Origin of the sequence: Actinoplanes sp. NPDC049598 (assembly GCF_040675435.1) — a bacterium.
In the GTDB taxonomy this organism is placed as follows: domain Bacteria; phylum Actinomycetota; class Actinomycetes; order Mycobacteriales; family Micromonosporaceae; genus Actinoplanes.
Genome location: NZ_JBFAOX010000015.1, coordinates 213,549 through 229,167 on the forward strand (window position 1 = coordinate 213,549; position 15,619 = coordinate 229,167).

14 protein-coding genes and 1 pseudogene are annotated in these 15,619 nt (G+C 72.0%); 6 read left to right on the forward strand and 9 right to left on the reverse strand.

The annotated features are described in order from the left end of the window. Positions 1–84: 84 nt before the first annotated feature. Complete coding sequence (locus tag AB0J66_RS31280) at positions 85–669, forward strand: TetR/AcrR family transcriptional regulator (RefSeq protein WP_364668209.1); 585 nt, start codon at positions 85–87, stop codon at positions 667–669. Between the two features lie 46 nt (positions 670–715). On the opposite strand, the gene AB0J66_RS31285 is transcribed toward AB0J66_RS31280, so the two are convergent. Further along, entirely contained in the window at positions 716–2,539 is a 1,824-nt protein-coding gene (locus tag AB0J66_RS31285) for an MFS transporter (RefSeq protein ID WP_364668211.1), read from the reverse strand. 149 nt (positions 2,540–2,688) lie between these two features. On the opposite strand from AB0J66_RS31285, the gene AB0J66_RS31290 reads away from it, so the two are divergent. Next, on the forward strand, positions 2,689–3,219 hold the full coding sequence (locus AB0J66_RS31290) for a hypothetical protein (RefSeq protein ID WP_364668214.1): 531 nt from the start codon (positions 2,689–2,691) through the stop codon (positions 3,217–3,219). Here AB0J66_RS31290 and AB0J66_RS31295 read toward each other — a convergent pair. Then, complete coding sequence (locus AB0J66_RS31295) at positions 3,212–3,943, reverse strand: hypothetical protein (RefSeq protein ID WP_364668217.1); 732 nt, start codon at positions 3,941–3,943, stop codon at positions 3,212–3,214. The two genes, AB0J66_RS31290 and AB0J66_RS31295, sit on opposite strands and share 8 nt — an antisense overlap. An 82-nt stretch (positions 3,944–4,025) precedes the next feature. On the opposite strand from AB0J66_RS31295, the gene AB0J66_RS31300 reads away from it, so the two are divergent. Continuing rightward, positions 4,026–4,652, forward strand: a complete 627-nt coding sequence (locus AB0J66_RS31300) for an HAD-IA family hydrolase (RefSeq protein WP_364668220.1) — start codon at positions 4,026–4,028, stop codon at positions 4,650–4,652. Here the strand turns inward: AB0J66_RS31300 and AB0J66_RS31305 are convergent. Continuing rightward, complete coding sequence (locus AB0J66_RS31305) at positions 4,635–5,600, reverse strand: Dyp-type peroxidase (RefSeq protein WP_364668223.1); 966 nt, start codon at positions 5,598–5,600, stop codon at positions 4,635–4,637. The genes AB0J66_RS31300 and AB0J66_RS31305 overlap by 18 nt on opposite strands. Before the next feature lie 39 nt (positions 5,601–5,639). Between AB0J66_RS31305 and AB0J66_RS31310 the strand changes: the two genes are divergently transcribed. Next, positions 5,640–6,482: an SDR family NAD(P)-dependent oxidoreductase gene (locus tag AB0J66_RS31310; RefSeq protein WP_364668226.1), complete on the forward strand. Its 843-nt coding sequence runs from the start codon at positions 5,640–5,642 to the stop codon at positions 6,480–6,482. Here the strand turns inward: AB0J66_RS31310 and AB0J66_RS31315 are convergent. Both AB0J66_RS31315 and AB0J66_RS31320 read right to left on the reverse strand, forming a co-directional pair. Beyond that, positions 6,479–7,573 carry a hypothetical protein gene (locus AB0J66_RS31315; RefSeq protein WP_364668229.1) on the reverse strand — a complete coding sequence of 365 codons (1,095 nt, stop codon included), beginning with the start codon at positions 7,571–7,573 and terminating at the stop codon, positions 6,479–6,481. The genes AB0J66_RS31310 and AB0J66_RS31315 overlap by 4 nt on opposite strands. A 7-nt stretch (positions 7,574–7,580) precedes the next feature. Continuing rightward, the gene (locus AB0J66_RS31320; protein WP_364668232.1) at positions 7,581–9,695 is read right to left on the reverse strand and encodes an alkaline phosphatase family protein; all 2,115 of its coding nucleotides are present in this window, start codon (positions 9,693–9,695) and stop codon (positions 7,581–7,583) included. 205 nt (positions 9,696–9,900) lie between these two features. On the opposite strand from AB0J66_RS31320, the pseudogene AB0J66_RS31325 reads away from it, so the two are divergent. Beyond that, positions 9,901–11,016: pseudogene (locus tag AB0J66_RS31325) on the forward strand (glycoside hydrolase family 18 protein); the annotation flags it as partial. On the opposite strand, the gene AB0J66_RS31330 reads toward AB0J66_RS31325, so the two are convergent. The 3 genes from AB0J66_RS31330 to AB0J66_RS31340 all read right to left on the reverse strand — a co-directional run bounded on the left by AB0J66_RS31330 (position 11,017) and on the right by AB0J66_RS31340 (position 13,679). Continuing rightward, positions 11,017–11,793, reverse strand: coding sequence for a LamG-like jellyroll fold domain-containing protein (locus AB0J66_RS31330; RefSeq protein ID WP_364668235.1), 777 nt, complete (start codon positions 11,791–11,793; stop codon positions 11,017–11,019). A gap of 332 nt (positions 11,794–12,125) precedes the next feature. Then, positions 12,126–12,920 carry a hypothetical protein gene (locus AB0J66_RS31335; protein WP_364668238.1) on the reverse strand — a complete coding sequence of 265 codons (795 nt, stop codon included), beginning with the start codon at positions 12,918–12,920 and terminating at the stop codon, positions 12,126–12,128. A gap of 99 nt (positions 12,921–13,019) precedes the next feature. Then, entirely contained in the window at positions 13,020–13,679 is a 660-nt protein-coding gene (locus AB0J66_RS31340) for a DedA family protein (RefSeq protein ID WP_364668241.1), read from the reverse strand. Between the two features lie 146 nt (positions 13,680–13,825). Between AB0J66_RS31340 and AB0J66_RS31345 the strand changes: the two genes are divergently transcribed. Beyond that, positions 13,826–15,409, forward strand: coding sequence for a glycoside hydrolase domain-containing protein (locus AB0J66_RS31345; protein ID WP_364668244.1), 1,584 nt, complete (start codon positions 13,826–13,828; stop codon positions 15,407–15,409). Between the two features lie 63 nt (positions 15,410–15,472). On the opposite strand, the gene AB0J66_RS31350 is transcribed toward AB0J66_RS31345, so the two are convergent. Further along, on the reverse strand, positions 15,473–15,619 hold a 147-nt coding region (locus AB0J66_RS31350; protein ID WP_364668276.1), incomplete at its 5' end, for a sigma-70 family RNA polymerase sigma factor.

A 15,619-nucleotide genomic window follows, 5' to 3' on the forward strand; every position in this document is an offset into this window, starting at 1 on the left:
GCGCGGATCCCTTACCAGACTGTGAACAGACAGGTCTGTCTGACCGCTAGAGACTAGACAGATCTGTCTGGTATCGTCAACCGCATGTCCGCTGCGTCACCCTCCACCGCCCGTAAGCCTTCGGCGCGGGAGCGACTTCTCACGGCTGCCGACGAGCTCTTCTACGCCGAAGGCATCCATACGGTCGGCATCGACCGCATCATCGAGCGGGCCGGCGTCGCCAAGGCCTCGCTCTACAGCACCTTCGGGAGCAAGGACGAGCTCGTCCGGGCCTACCTGGAGGGGCGGCACGGCCTTAGGCGGGGCCGGCTGCTCAAGGGCCTGGAGCGGTTCGAGGATCCGCGGGAGCGGGTGCTCGGCGTCTTCGACGTGCTCGACGAGCTGGCCGGGTCACCCGACTTCCGCGGATGCCCCTTCTACAACGCCAGTGCCGAGGGCGTCCCCGGCGGGCCGGTCCAGGAGGTCTCCGACTCCTCGCGCGCCTGGACCCGGGGGCTCTTCGTCGAGCTGGCCCGCGAGGCCGGCGCCAAGGACCCGGCCGCCTTCGCCGCCCAGATGGTCGTCCTCTACGACGGCGCCTCGGTCGGCGCCCGGATGGACCGCCCGGCCATGGCCCCGAAGGTCGCCCGAGCCATGGCCGAGACCCTCCTCGACGCCGCCCTCGCCTGAGCAGAAGCGCCGGGGCCGCCGAACCAGCGACCCCGGCCAGGCCGGCCTATCCGGCGCGGTTGGTGGGCGTGGGGCCGGGAGCGTCCACCGGCTCAGTGAGGTCGGCCGTGGGAGTGAGCGGCTCCGCGACGGCGGTGGCCGGGGCGAGGGGCTGGGCGTCGGCGAACTCCGCCTGCACCTCGGCCTCGTGGGCGACGAACGATTCCGTCACCGGCGCGACGGGCTTGCTGCGGAGCAACGAGGCCAGGGCGCCGACCACCGACATGGCGATGGCCAGCCAGAAGACGATGACCAGGCCGTCGTGGAACGGGCCGGAGATGAGCTGCGGGAAGAAGTCCAGGCCGGTCAGCCGGTCGGCGTTCTCCTGAGGCAGCGAGCTCAGCGTCGGCTGACCCAGCAGCTCGCCGATCGGGTTGTAGCCGAGGAACGCCGCGAACAGCGTGCCCACCGGTGGGGTCGCCGCCACCTGGGCCGCCGTGTCGGCCGAGACCCCTTGAGCGGTGAGGCCGCTGCTCAGCGTGCTCGGCAGCGACGACGCCAGGCCGGCCACCATCAGCGAGAAGAAGACGCCGATGGAGAGCACCTGCCCCGCGTTCTGGAAGGTCGCCCGCATGCCGGAGGCGGCGCCGCGCATGTTGGCCGGGACGCTCGACATGACCAGTGAGGTGTTCGGCGCCGCGAAGAGACCACCGCCGAGCCCGTTCACGAAGATGAGCACGGCGAAGACCCAGTAGTTGAAGTCGCTCGGCAACAGCAACAGGCCGCCGAAGGACACCGCCATCACCAGCAGGCCGCCGGTCGCGAAGGGCCGGGGCCCGAACTTGTCGGACAGGGTGCCGGCGAGCGGCCCCGCGGCGAGGAAGCCGATCGTCAGCGGCACGAGGTAGATGCCGGCCCAGAGCGGGGTCGACTCGTAGTCGTACCCGTGCTGGGGCAGCCAGATGCCCTGCAACCAGATGATCAGCATGAACTGCAGGCCGCCGCGGGCGATGCTGGCCAGCAGGTTGGCCAGGTTGCCGCTGAGGAACGACAGGTTCTTGAACAGGCCGAGCGGGAACATCGGCTCGGCCACCCGGGTCTCGATCAGGCCGAAGACCACCAGCACGAGCGCGCCGCCGATCAGGCCGGTCAGCACCCAGGGGTTGGTCCAGCCCATCGTGTGTCCGCCGTACGGCTGGATCCCGTACGTGATCGCGGCCAGAACGGCCGTGAGGCCGACCGCGAAGGTGGCGTTGCCCCACCAGTCGATCTTCGCCTTGCGCCGCACGCCGGTGTCGTGCAGCGAGCGGTAGGCCCAGACCGTGCCGAGCAGGCCCAGCGGGATGTTGACCCAGAACACCGAGCGCCAGTCCCACTCGGCCAGCACACCACCGGCCACCAGGCCGATGAAGGAGCCGGCCAGGGCCGAGACGATGTTGACGCCGAGGGCCATGCCGCGCTGCCGGGCCGGGAAGGCGTCGGTGATGATGGCGGCCGAGTTGGCCATCAGCATGGCGCCGCCGATCGCCTGCACCACGCGCCAGCCGATCAGCCAGAGCGCGCCGCCCCCGCCGTCGAACGGGTCGAGGGACAGGATGATCGAGGTGACCGTGAAGATGGCGAAGCCGGCGTTGTAGATCCGGACCCGGCCGTACATGTCGCCGAGCCGGCCCAGCGTGACCACCAGGACCGCGGTGACCAGCATGTAGCCGATCAGCATCCACAGCAGGTAGCTGACGTTGTTCGGCTCCAGCGGGTTGATGTCGATGCCCTTGAAGATGGCCGGCAGCGAGATCAGCACGATCGACGAGTTGATCGTGGCCAGCAGGGTTCCGAGGGTGGTGTTCGAGAGCGCAACCCACTTGTAGCGGGGGTGATCCACGGTCAGCACTCCCCGTTTATATCACCACCTTATGGAAATAACCGATGGAGTGAGCGGGCCCACAGCCCCCTAACCCGGAGGTCACAAATTCGCAATTCGCCCGTACGTGCCCGGTCGTCCAACGGGTCCCGGCGCGCCCGGAATGTCACCATGCAGGTATGGGTGAGCAGACACTCTGCACGGCTCGAGACTCTTGGCTGCATCCCCACCTGGGCGCCACCACGACCGGTGGCCCGGCGCCACGCGAGTACGTGGTCGCCCTGCGGCACGTGGCGCTGACGCTCGACGCCGACCCGCGCTGGCGCTCCTGGTGGCGGCAGTCCGGCCTGTCCGCCTGCGAGCTGGGCATCGTCGCCGAGGGCCCGCTCGACCACCCGCGGCCCAGCGCCGACATCCGGCGCCTGGACGACCGCCTGCAGGCCAACTTCACCTGCGCCCTGCCGGCCCGCGCCCCGGCCGTCGAGGATGGCTCCGAGATGGCCACCCGGACCGCCGCGGGAGAGATCCGGGCCATGTTCGAGGTGATCCGGCAGGCCCTGACCATGCCCGCGCTACCGCCGACCCCACCGGTGCCCAGCCTGCCCTCCGACGTCCCCGACGTCCCGGTGACCACCAGGACCATGCCCGAGACCGCCGGCGACGACCCCGAACATCTGACCCTGGCCCAGATCCAGGAGTTCTTCAGTTAGGCGCCTGGCCTGGCATCTGGCCGACGCCGGGGGCACCGCCCGGGGCTTGGCCGGCGCCGCCCTGCTGGGTGCCGGTCGCGGCCAGGTCGGTGTCGGTGATCGACGTGGCGGTGGCCTTGGCGTCGGCGCTGGTCGCGATGACCTGGACGGTGTGGCCGGTGGCGACCGAGGAGATCTGGTCGGCGCCGTTGTCGACGGTCGTCGAGCTGCTGATCACGTACGTCTGGCTGTAGCCGTCGGTGCTCTTGACGGTGATCGAGCTGCTGCTGACGGCCGAGACCGTGCCGGTCTGGGTGAGCTGCGTGGTGTAGCCGCCGTTGCCGTCGGAGACGACGTATTCGCCGTGCAGGGCGGCTGAAGGGCCGGCACCGCCCCCGCCGGACATTGCGCCGCGGCCGGGGAACTGGCCGCCGCCGGGGCCGCCCTGGGCCGACGACGAGCTGTCGCCGCCGGTCGCGGCCATCACCCCGGCCGTGATGCCGGCGCTGGCCACAGCGACCGCGACCAGCGCGCCCGCGACCGCCAGCTTGGCGTTCTTCCGGCCGCCGCCGTTGCCGTTGTTCTCGGGCGGCGTCCAGGTGCCTTCCGCGTCGGTGGCCGGCGTCGTGGGATAGGTCGCTGTGGGCCCGGCGAACGCCGTGTGATCATCGGGGGAGTTGGCAACCGGCGGCCAGGCCCGCGGGGGCTCGGCGGGCGAACGGGTGGAATGGTCGTGAACGGTCATCGTCTCGGTTCTCCCTCGGTTCGCTCGTGCGCTACCAAGGACTTTGAACAGCGTGACTATGTACGGCCTGTGGAGGTTTTAGGTGCCCGGTATCAACCCGGACGAGATCCGCGCGGTCCTGTTCGACATGGACGGCACCCTGGTCGCCTCGGACGGCGCGGTCGAGCGCTCGTGGCTGGCCTGGGCGGCCGAGTACGGCGTGAACGGCCACGAGGCGTACGAGATGGCGCACGGCGCGCCCAGCGAGACCACCGTCCGTAAGCTGCTGCCGCATCTGGAGGAGGCGGCGCTCCTCGCCGCCTCGGCCCGTCAGCTCGAGCTGCAGTACGACGACCTGGGCGACGTCACGGCGACGCCGGGGGCGTTCGAGGCGCTCGCCGTGATCGAGGAGCGGCGCCTGCCCTGGGCCGTGGTCACCAGCGCCGACACGCGGCTGGCCAAGGCCCGGCTGGGCGCGGCCGGCATCGTGGCGCCGGTGCTGGTCACCACCGACGACATCGCGGCCGGCAAGCCCGACCCGGAGGGTTACCGGCGCGCGGCCGAGCTGCTCGGCGTCGACCCGGCCGAGTGCATCGTCGTCGAGGACGCCGAGGTCGGCCTGCAGGCGGCCCGGGCCGCGGGCGCGCACACGGCGGCGCTGCGCGGGCTCGACGGCGACGTACGCCTGGACACGCTCGCCGATCTGGCGGCGTTACTCCGCCGAAGCTGAAGCCGAAGGCAGGTCGTCGAGGAAGTCGGCGGTCGGCACGTAGAACAGCGAACCGGTCATCGCGGTCGAGAAGTCGAGGATCCGGTCGTAGTTCCCGTACGGCTCGCCCAGGAACATCCGGCGCAGCATCAGCTCGGGAACGTCCGGTGTGGACGCGTACGCGATGTAGTAGGTGCCGAACTCGCCCTCCTTGATCGAGCCGAACGGCATGTTGTCGCGCAGGATCTTGAGCTCGTTGCCGTCCGGGTCGTCGACCGTGTTGAGCGCGACGTGCGAGTTCGCCGCCTTCTCCTCGATCTCGACGTTGTCGAGCTTGGTGCGGCCGATCGCCGCCTCCTGCTCCTCGACCTTCAGCGCGTTCCAGGCCGTCAGGTCGTGCACGTATTTCTGCACCATGACGTAGCTGCCGCCGGCGAACTCGGGGTCCTCGTCGCCGACCAGCACGGCCTGCGCGGCCTTGGCGCCGGTCGGGTTCTCCGTGCCGTCGACGAAGCCGAGCAGGTCCCGCTCGTCGAAGTACTTGAAGCCGTGCGTCTCGTCGACCACGTCGGCCACCCCGGCCAGCCGCTGGGCGATCTTCGAGGCCATCTCGAAGCACACGTCCATCTGCCCCGCCCGCAGGTGGAACAGCAGGTCGCCGGGGGTGGAGGGAGCGAGGTGCTTCGCGCCCTTCCAGGACCGGAACCGGTGCAGCTCGGCCGGGCGCGGGCCGCCCGGGAAGAGCCGGTCCCACAGCTCCGAGCCGATGCCGGTGACGCAGGACAGCCCGGCCGCGGGCAGCCGGAAACCGACCGTGCGCTGCAGCGCGCTCACGTCCTCCAGCAGGTCGCGGACGGCCTGCTCGCCGCCGGGCCGGACGGTCATCACGAGGAAGATCGCCGCGTCGGTGAGCGGCGCGAGCACGGCCTGCGATTCGACCGTGGGGGCGACGGAGCGGGGCGCTGTCATGGTCAGCAGCCTACGATTTCCGGGGCCGATAATGACTCGATGAGTGATCGGCGTGACGTGTTCGCCTTCGCCGGGCGGGTGTGCGTGGTGACCGGGGCGGCCAGCGGGATCGGGGCGGCGCTGGCGCATGAGCTCGCGCGGCGCCGGGCGGTGCTGGTGCTCGTGGACCGGGACGCGGTGGGGATGGCCCGGGTGGCCGGCTCGGCCCGGGAGCTGGGGGCGCCGGACGTGTCGGCGTACGACATCGACCTGAGCGACGGCGGCGACCGGCTGGATCTGGCGGCCGAGGTCGTGGCCCGCCACGGCGGGGTCGACCTGCTGATCAACAACGCCGGGGTGACCCTGATGGGCTCCTTTGAGCAGAACAGCATGGCTGACTTCGACTGGCTGCTGGAGATCAACCTCCATGCGGTCGTACGGATGACGAAGGCGTTCCTGCCCCACCTGCTGGCCCGGCCCGGATCGCACGTGGTCAACGTGTCCAGCCTGTTCGGGCTGATCGCCCCGGCCGGCCAGGTCGCGTACGTGACCAGCAAGTTCGCCGTGCGCGGGTTCACCGACGCGCTGCGCAACGAGCTGGAGCCGCGGGGCGTCGGGGTGACCGTGGTGCACCCCGGCGGCATCAAGACCAACATCGCGGCCCGGGCCCGGCTCAGCGGCGGCGACCCGGCCGGGGAGCAGGCCGCGCAGGCCGCGAAGTTCGAGGAGCGGGCCCTGACCATGCCGGCCGAGGAGGCGGCCAAGCAGATCCTGACCGCCATCCAGCGCCGCCGGCCCCGCCTGGTGATCGGCGGGGTGGCCCGGGCCGCGGACGTGCTGGCCCGGATCACCCCGACCCGCTACTGGAAGATCGCCCAGCGGGCCGGAAAGCGGCTGACCTAGAACGCGGCGAAGCGCCGGCGGTCGCGACCGTCGATCATGGTGAAGTCGCCACCGGCTTCGACCCGGCCCTTGCGCGCGGTCAGGACGCGGACGCCGATGACGCCGTTGGCCCTGGGCGCCCAGCTCGTCAGCGCGCCGGTCGTGCTGGCGAGGGCGGCCAGTTTGAAGCGAGGCTGGGAACCGTCGACGCAGCCGCCCTTGGCGCCGTTGCGCTCGGTGAGACAGATGGCGTCGAAGTGGCCGCCGACGTAGGTGATCCCGCCGTCGGTGGCGATCGCGGCCGCGTCGCCGTCGAAGACCCGCTGCCAGCGCAGGGCGCCCGTGGACGCGTACGACAGGGCCCGACCGCCCACCCCGGCCGTGGCGACCTGGACCCCGGTGGCGTCGGCGGCGATGGCCCGCACCTCGGCCGGCACCTTCGGGCGGAAGACCGGGTCGACGGCGCCGCTCGAGGCGCTGACCGCGGCCAGCCGCAGCGTGCCCTTGACCCCGTTGACGATGTGGAAACCGCCGCCCAGGTAGACCTTGGGCCCGGCCACCGTCAGCGCGTGCACGGTGTCGTCGGCCAGCGGGCGCCAGCGGCTGTCGAGCCGGCCGGTGTCGAGCTCGAACGCGGCCAGGTTGCCGCGCCGCTCGTCGTCGACCGCGGTGAAGCTGCCGCCCAGGTAGAGACGGTTGCCCGCGGTGCCGAGCGTGTACGCCGTTCCGGTGATCTCGTGCGCGAACGAGCGGACCGAGCCCGAGGACAGGTCCATCCGGGCCAGCGAGTCGCGGACCTTGCCGTCGACCTTGTGGAAGTCGCCGGCCGCGTAGACGCTGTCGGCGGTGGCGGCGAGCGCGCGGACCGTGCCGTCCGCGGCCGGCGCCCAGTCGAGCAGGTCCCCGGTGCGCCTGTCGAAGGCGGCCAGCCGCATCCGCTGGTGGGTCTTCCCGCCGGACGTCGCGCTGGTGAAAGTGCCACCGACGTAGACCGTGTCGCCGCGGTGGGCGATCGCGTAGACGCCCCCGTTGAAGGTCGGCGCCGAGCGCGGGGTGGTGGGCGCGGGGAGGACCGCGACGAGCATGGCGGTGAGGAAGGGCAGCAGAGGCACGCAGTGCCTAACCGTCGTGCGTCCGGGAAAGTCTCGCCGTCTCCTCCGGTTGGAGCTCGTGACGCTCCAGCTCCCGCTGCTGCTCGTCGTCGGCGGCCTGGGTCTGGGTGCGCAGGCCCAGCATGGCCAGCCACTCGACCAGCTGGCGGTGGATCGCGTCCGGGCCGTCCAGCTCGGGCTGGGTGATCGGCCAGCGGGCCGGGTGGACCAGCATGGCGTCGGTCTGCCAGCCGCCCAGCCCGCCGTGCGAGCCGACCAGCTCCTCGAACGCCGCCACCTCCTCGGTCACCGGGTCGACCGAGCTGATCAGCACCAGGTCGCCCACGTGCACGGACTCCTGGTGGCGGAGGAGGTCGTGGCGGGCCTTCGGTCCGTACGGCAGCAGGGGGTCGATGCCCTCGACCTCGCCGTCGGCGAGCCGGTGCCGGCCCGACGTGCCGATCGCGACCGGCCCGTCGGCGTCGCGGACGATGACCAGACCCACCCCGGGGTGGGCGACCAGCCCGTTGACCAGCCGCGGGTAGGCGCGGTCGATCTCGGCCCGGTCGAGCCGCTCGGGGAACCGGGTCAGGTAGACCAGGGCCAGGTTGCCCGACGAGACGACCAGCAGCGGGGCGACCGGCGGCTCCGGGAAGTCGGGCTCCCGGGTCGCCTCCTCCTCGGCCGGGGTCTGCGGCGCGTCGGCCGGGTCGGGGCCGGAGAACCGCTCGACCACCTCGTCCAGCGTCTCGCCGTAGCGCTGCTTGAACGTGGCGCCCTGGCTCTGCCCGTGATCGGAGAGCACGACCAGGTGGTAACGGCGGGCCGCCTCGGGAGCGAGCCGCTCGAGGACGCCGAGCATCCGGTCCAGGCTCTCCAGCTGGCGCATCGACTCGGGCCGGGCCGGGCCCGCGTGGTGCGCCACCTCGTCGTAGTCGACCAGGTCGCAGTAGACGGCCGGGGCGCCCCGGGCCATCTGCTCGGCGATCAGCGACACGTTCACGTCGCGCAGCAGCATCGAGGCCGGTCGCAGGGCCAGGAACGAGCCGGAGCGGCTGACCCGGGGCTGCAGGTTGCGGCGGCGTTGCAGGCGGGCCTGGTGCAGCTCGGTGATGACCTCGCCCACGCCGAGCACGAGGGCCCGGGTGAAGCCGTACGGCGAGGCCATGAACGCCGCCCAGCCGCGGGCCGAGCGCCCGGGCAGGGCCGCGTGGCTGACCGTGAGCAGGCTGACCGCGGCGTCGCCGCTGAACGCGTTGCCGATGCTGACCCCGCCGTCTCGCAGCAGCCCGCGGCCGTCGCTGAGCCGCGGCTCGATCACGGCCGCGTCGCGCGGGCGGTTGGTGACCATCAGCTTGCCGGTGTCCTTCTCGAACCAGCGGAACGCCGGCACCTGCCGGGTCGCGCCGTGCAGGATGCCGGCCTGCGAGGCGGGCGTGGTCGAGGGCAGACCGGTGTGCCAGCCGCGCATCTTGTGGCTGCCCGAGCGCAGCCAGTGCCCGAGAGTCGGCAGATTGCCGGCCCGTACGGCCCAGCGCAGCACCGGCTCGGAGAGGCCGTCGAACTGGATCATCAGCAGGCCCGGGTCGGTGCCGGGTCGGGGACGGCGCAGCGTGAAGAACGGGCCGCCGGCGAGCCGGGCCTGGCGGCGGCGCACCCCGCGCATGAGCCGCTTGGACTCGCGCACGAAGGTGTCGTCGGAGCCGCTGTCGAGCATCCAGTCGACGATGGCGGCGAAGACTATGGCCAGGATCGCGGTGAGCACCAGCGAGGGCAGGCCGCTGATCCGGTTGGCCGGGTCGATCTCTAGGGCGATCACGATGACGACGATCTGGGCCAGGATGCCGAGCAGCATGGCGCCCCAGCCGCCGAGGGCCACGATGCCGACCAGCAGCAGCGGGCGCAGCACGGCGCCGACACCGGCCACCACCAGCACCAGGCCCAGCGTGTCGACGATGTCGTTGCTGTTCACACCGGGCATCAGCCAGAGCGTGACGGTCAGCACGACGAAGGTGACCAGGGCGCTGCGGAGCACGGCGCGCAGCCGGTTGAGGACCCGGCGCCAGCTCAGCAGCGCGCGGAGATCGGCGCGCCAGTCGCGGGCGGCCGGGGTCGGCGGGGGCTCGTGCAGGCTGATGGCCACCGGAAAACGATGTCACAGCTTGCTGGGCGAAGCCCCGGGCGTGCCCGGAATCACCGGCTCCCCGTTCGTGTGATCACGTGGAGTTTATTTGACCCTTACGGATAGCTTCGGAGCGGTGCGCGCCCGATTAGTCTTGATCATCCTTATCCTGGCCGGCCTGACGGCCTGCAGCGACGACCCGGCCCCGGAAGAGCGGGCGCCGGCCAAGGTCGTCGGCTACTTCGCCGGGTGGGCCGTCTACGGCCGCGACTTCCAGGTCAAGGACCTGGACACCAGCGGCGCGGCCGGCCGCCTGACCCATCTCAACTACGCCTTCGGCCAGGTCGACCAGGGCCGTTGCGCCGCCTCGGACGCGTGGGCCGACTACCAGAAGCCGATCGCCGCCGCCGACAGCGTGGACGGTGCCGCCGATGACCCCGGCGACCCCCTGCGGGGAACGTTCGGCCAGCTCCGCAAGCTCAAGCAGGCCCACCCCGGCCTGCGCGTGCTCTGGTCGTTCGGCGGCTGGACCGGCTCGGCCGGCTTCACCGAGGCGGCCCGCGACCCGGCCGCGTTCGCCGAGTCCTGCCATAAGTTGATCACTGATCAGCGCTGGTCCGGGGTCTTCGACGGCATCGACATCGACTGGGAGTACCCGAACGCGTGCGGGGAACAGTGTGACGAGAGCGGTCCGGACGCGCTGCCGAAGATGCTCTCGGCGCTGCGCACCGCGTTCGGCCCGGACGCCCTGATCACCGCGGCCGTGCCGGCCGACATCTCGAAGCTGCGGGCGACCGACTACAAGACGGCCTCGGCCTCGGCCGACTGGCTCGGCGCCATGACGTACGACTACTTCGGCGCGGGCGGGGACGACGCCCAGAAGGTTCCGAAAACCGCGCCCCATTCGCCGCTGACCGCCTACCCCGGCATACCGCGCGAGTCGTCCACCACCACGGCGACCGTGGACGAGCTGCTCAACCTCGGCGTCCCGCCGTCGAAGCTGCTGCTCGGCGTCGGGTTCTACGGCCGCGGCTGGGCCGGGGTCACCGACGGCGAACCGGGCGGCGAGGCCACCGGTCCCGCGCCCGGCAAATACGAGAAGGGCCTCGAGGACTACAAGGTCCTGGCCCAGCGCTGCCCGCCGACCGGCACGATCGCCGGCACCGCCTACGCGCTCTGCGGTTCCCAGTGGTGGTCCTACGACACCCCGGAGACCATCAAGGCCAAGGCCGAGTACGCCCGCAGCAAAGGGCTGGGCGGGGCCTTCGCGTGGGAGCTGTCGGGCGACACCGCCAAGAGCGACCTGCTCGCGGCCGTCAGCGCGGGCCTAGCCGCCCCCTGATCAGCCGATCTGCACCCACACGTTATCGAGGGCGCCGTTGAACTGGTCGTTGTCGGCGTAGGCGCCCTTGCCGCCGATGCTCATCGGCCGGTTGTTGGTGATCGACAGCTGGGCCGGGACGGTCGTGCGGCCCCGCAACACGCCGTTGACCAGCACGAACAGGGTGGTCGCGACGCGGCGGCACTCCACCGAGTGCCACTGGCCGTCGGCCACGCTGACCGAGCTGGTGGCCATCCGGATCGGCGGCCGCTTGACGTCCACGAGCACGCAGCTCGGCCGGCCGGCGGCGCCGTCGATCTGCAGCTTCCACTGGCTGCTGGTGGTCGAGTAGCCCTTCTGCACGACGTTCTGGCCCTTGCTGGTCTGCCCGGGCGTCAACTTCACCTGGGCCCCGAACGCGATGTTGCGGGTGCCCGGGTTGAGGTCGGCCGACGAACTACCGGTCTGCAGCGCGACGTGCGGGCAGACCCGCGCGGTGCAGCGCGGCGGGAAGGCGAGGGCCGAGCCCGGCCCGTGGGCGACCCGCCGGACCGCGCCCCCGTGACCGGAGATGACGGTCAGGGTGTGCCCCCGCCCCGACTCGTCGATGATCGAGCCGGCCCGGCCGTTGAAGGCATACCGGGCGACCAGCACCCCGCCCGCGCCGGGCGTGGGCTCGGCCGCGAGGGCCGGGCGGGGAGCGGCGAGCGGGGCGTGCGCGGGCAGCGGATTGGCGGCGAGGGCGACGGCCGCCGTCGACACGGCGACGAGGGCAGCGCCGAACCAACAAGATCGCATGCCCGAATTATCGCTTGTCTAGGCTTTCGTCCAGCCGCGTTCGGCCCGTCGACCCGGGCGAAACCAGCCGCCGAACGGATTAAGTCCACCTGAAAGGTGCACAAGCCCGCCCGGCCCCGGGCGGACCGGGGGCCGGGGCCGGGCGGCTTCGCGATCAGCCTGAGCGGCCCCGGCCGGCCGGACCGATGGTCGGGCCGAGCGAGCCGCGGGCCGGGCGGGTGGTCAGGCCGAGCCGGCCCGGGCTGGATGAGCGAGCCCGGGCTGGACGGGTGGGCGGTCAGGCCGAGCCGGCCCGGGCTGGATGAGCGAGCCCGGGCTGGACGGGTGGGCGGTCAGGCCGAGCGGGCGGCGGTCTTGCGCGCGGCGGTCTTGCGGGCTGTCGCTGTCACCGGCACCTCGGGCGCCGGGGTGGCGGCCTTCCGTGGCGTGGCGGCCCGGCGGGAGGCGGCCGGGGTCCGGGTGGACGCGGCGGTCGCGGCCTTGCGGGCGGTGGTGCGGGCGGCCGTCGCGCGGGCGGTCGAAGCGCCCTCGTCGGCGGCGACCTCCTCGGCGGCGCCCTCGTCGGCCGGGGTGGAGGCCGCGGCCGGAGCCGGGGTGGAAGTTGGGGCGGCGGGGATCTCGGCGACCTCGGCCACCGGAGCGGCCGCGGCGGGCGCCGTCTGAGGCGCGGTGTCGGCCGTCGGCTGTGACGGGGCGGTCGTGGCCGCGGGCCGCGACGGGGCGGTCGTGGCCGCGGGCCGCGACGGGGCGGTGTCGGCCGACGGCTGGGACGTGGTGGCGGCGGCGCGGTCGCGGGCCTTCTCGCGGGCGACCAGGTCGGCCAGCACGGCCTTGCTGTACTTCTCCTCGAGCGCGGCGGCCCGGGAAGCGGCCTTCTCCGACTTGGCGACGGCCTTCTTGTGGGCCTTGGTGAGCCGGGCCTTGTCGCGCTCCTGCGTCTTCAGGGAGCGCTTGAGACGGCGGGCCTCGGCCTCGGCGTTGCGCAGCGCCTGCTTCTGGCGCTGGGAGAGGTCGGCGTTGGTACGAAGGCGGTTCTCGAGCTCGGTGACGGTCGTCCGGGCGCGCTCCGCGGCCTCGTGGGCGGCTCCGGACGCGTCGCGGCGGCGGTCGAGCTGGTTGTTGCTCACGCTGTCTCCTTTCGTCTCACCTTTGGCCGTACCCCGGCTCCGGCGCGGCAATCTCGCGCCACGGCATAGGCGTAGAGCGACATCAAGGTGTCTGCGGAGTTACGAGGATTGCTCGATCACCTCGGCCGCGCGAGCCCGGCGGCGGCGAATGTGACGCACGTGCAGGGTTATGTAGGACACAAGCGCGACGGCGCCGATGCTGATGGCCCACCATTTGTACTTCATCGCGTGCTCGATGATCTCGACGAGATGGGTGCCGAAGACGAACGCGACGGTCGTCCAGAACCCGACCCACAGGGCCGCGCCGATCGCGTTGTAGAGCAGGAACGCCTTCCACGGCATCGCCGTCATCCCGGCGATGACCCCGTTGAACTGGCGCAACCCGTCGATGAAGCGGGCCACCACGACGATCCGGCCGCCCCGGCGGGCGAAGAAGTCCTCGGCCCGGGCCAGCCGCTCGGGGGTCAGGAAGACGTACTTCCCCCAGCGGAGGGCGGCCTTGCGACCGCCCTTGACGCCGATCCAGTAGCCGATGTTGTCGCCGATCACGGCCGCGATGAACGCGATCGCGGCCACCCCGAAGATGTTGAGCCGGCCGGCGCCGGCGTAGATCGCCGCGGCCACCATGATGGTCTGGCCGGGTGCGGGGATCCCGAAGCTTTCCACTCCGATGGAACCGGCGACGGCGAGGTAGCCCCACCGGTCGAGGTAGGGAGCGACGCCGTGCAGGAATCCTGGGAGGTCGGCTGAAGGAGGCATCGCTTATCTACGGTAGCCGGGGTTCGGGTGGCGCAGCGCACAGAGTGGGGTTCGTGCCCCTGTGACCCATCTGTGAATGACCGGCCTGAATAGACGACCCGTTCGGACCTGGCGAAAGAAGGGCCGAGTTGCTTGGCTGTTGCGCCGTGAAGGTTCTGTTGCGTGCGCGCCGCAAGTTGCTCGCCGGCGGCGTCATGGCCGCCGTGGTGGTCGGGTTGTCGGCGTTCGCGCTGACCCGGGCCGACGCCGCGGCGTTCGCCACCGTCCAGCCTGGAACCTTCAAGGGGTACGCGTTCGACGCGTGCACCGCTCCCACCAGTGCGGCGATGAAGGCCTGGCGGGCGTCGCCGTACAAGGCGATCGGCATCTACATCGGCGGCGTCAACCGTGGGTGCGCCCAGCCGCAGCTCACCGCGGCCTGGGTCAAGACGCAGGTGCAGGCGGGCTGGAAGCTGCTCCCGATCTACGTCGGCCCGCAGGCCTCCTGCACCACGGTCGGCAGCGGCCGCAACCTGATCAACAACGCGCAGGCGGGCGCCCAGGGCCGGTCGGCCGCCGCGGACGCGCTGCTGAAGGCCGGCGCGCTGGGTCTGGCCCGGGACTCCGTGCTGATCTACGACATGGAGGCGTACCGCACGAACGACGCCGCCTGCCGGGCCGGCGTGCTTGCCTTCATGCACGGCTGGACGTCGCGGCTGCACGACGGCGGCTACTTCAGTGGCTTCTACAGCAGCGCCGGCTCGGGTGTGGCCGACCAGGTGGCGGCGTACTCGGCCGCCGGTTACGCCCGGCCCGACTTCGTCGACTTCGCCCGCTGGGACCAGGTGGTCACGATCGGCGACCCGGTCATCCCGTCCGGCGCGTGGCCCGGCCACCGCCGGATGAAGCAGTATCGCGGTGGTCACAAGGAGACGTGGGGCGGCGTCACGATCAACGTCGACAGCAACTACGTCGATTACGCCCCGATGGCCCGCACGCGCGGCGCCGACTTCAACGTCAGCGGCTGGCCGGACGTCATCGCCCGGTCGTCGTCCGGCGCCGTCACGATGTTCCCGGGTAACGGCGGCGGCGTCGACTTCGCGTACCGGCGCACGATCGGCAGCGGCTTGGCCGCGATGAACGCGCTCGTCCGGATCGACCTGAACCGCGACGGCCGGGAGGACGTGCTCGCCCGGCAGAGCAACGGCGACCTCTGGTTCTACCCGGGCACCGGCTCGGGCCTGGGCGCCCGCAAGAAGATCAGCAGTGGCTGGCAGGTGCTGCGGGACATCACCGCGATCGGCGATCTCACCGGCGACGGCTACCCGGACGTGCTGGCCGTCTCCAAGAGCAACAACCTCTACCTGTACGCCGGGCAGGCGGGCGCCAAGCTCGGCGGGGCCAAGCTCGTGGGCGGTGGCTGGGCCGACAAGACCGAGCTGGCCGGCGCGGGCGACTTCAACCGCGACGGCTTCCCCGACCTGGCGGCCCGGGTGGCCGGCGACGGCAACCTCTACCTCTGGACCGGCCGCAAGGGTGGCCTCACCGGCACCCGGCTCGCGCTCGGAGCCACCGCGAACGGCCTGCGCGACCTGATCAGCGCGGGCGACTTCGACCGGGACGGCTACCCCGACCTGGCTGCTGTCCGCAAGGCCGACGGCGCCCTGATGCTGCTGCCCGGCAACGGCACCAAGCTGCGCCCGGCGATCCGGATCGGCACCGGCTTCGGCTCCCTCGCGCCCCTGGCCTAAACCCTCGACCCCGGACACAGTCGTGGCCGGCCCGAACCGGGCCGGCCACGAAAGTCCTGTGAATCAGAGGCTGTCGGCCGACAGCTGCGCGCGCAGCTTGGTCAGGGCCTTGGTGAGCAGCCGGGAGACGTGCATCTGGGAGATGCCGACCTGGTCGGCGATCTGCGACTGGGTCAGGTTGCCGTAGAAGCGCAGCGTCAGGATCTTCTG

Bases quoted from the DNA above. Each gene is read 5' to 3' on its own strand.
- AB0J66_RS31310 (WP_364668226.1), top strand. From the start codon at position 5,640: ATGAGTGATCGGCGTGACGTGTTCGCCTTCGCCGGGCGGGTGTGCGTG.
- AB0J66_RS31305 (WP_364668223.1), bottom strand. From the start codon at position 5,600: ATGACAGCGCCCCGCTCCGTCGCCCCCACGGTCGAATCGCAGGCCGTG.
- AB0J66_RS31280 (WP_364668209.1), top strand. From the start codon at position 85: ATGTCCGCTGCGTCACCCTCCACCGCCCGTAAGCCTTCGGCGCGGGAG.
- AB0J66_RS31290 (WP_364668214.1), top strand. From the start codon at position 2,689: ATGGGTGAGCAGACACTCTGCACGGCTCGAGACTCTTGGCTGCATCCC.
- AB0J66_RS31340 (WP_364668241.1), bottom strand. From the start codon at position 13,679: ATGCCTCCTTCAGCCGACCTCCCAGGATTCCTGCACGGCGTCGCTCCC.
- AB0J66_RS31330 (WP_364668235.1), bottom strand. From the start codon at position 11,793: ATGCGATCTTGTTGGTTCGGCGCTGCCCTCGTCGCCGTGTCGACGGCG.
- AB0J66_RS31295 (WP_364668217.1), bottom strand. From the start codon at position 3,943: ATGACCGTTCACGACCATTCCACCCGTTCGCCCGCCGAGCCCCCGCGG.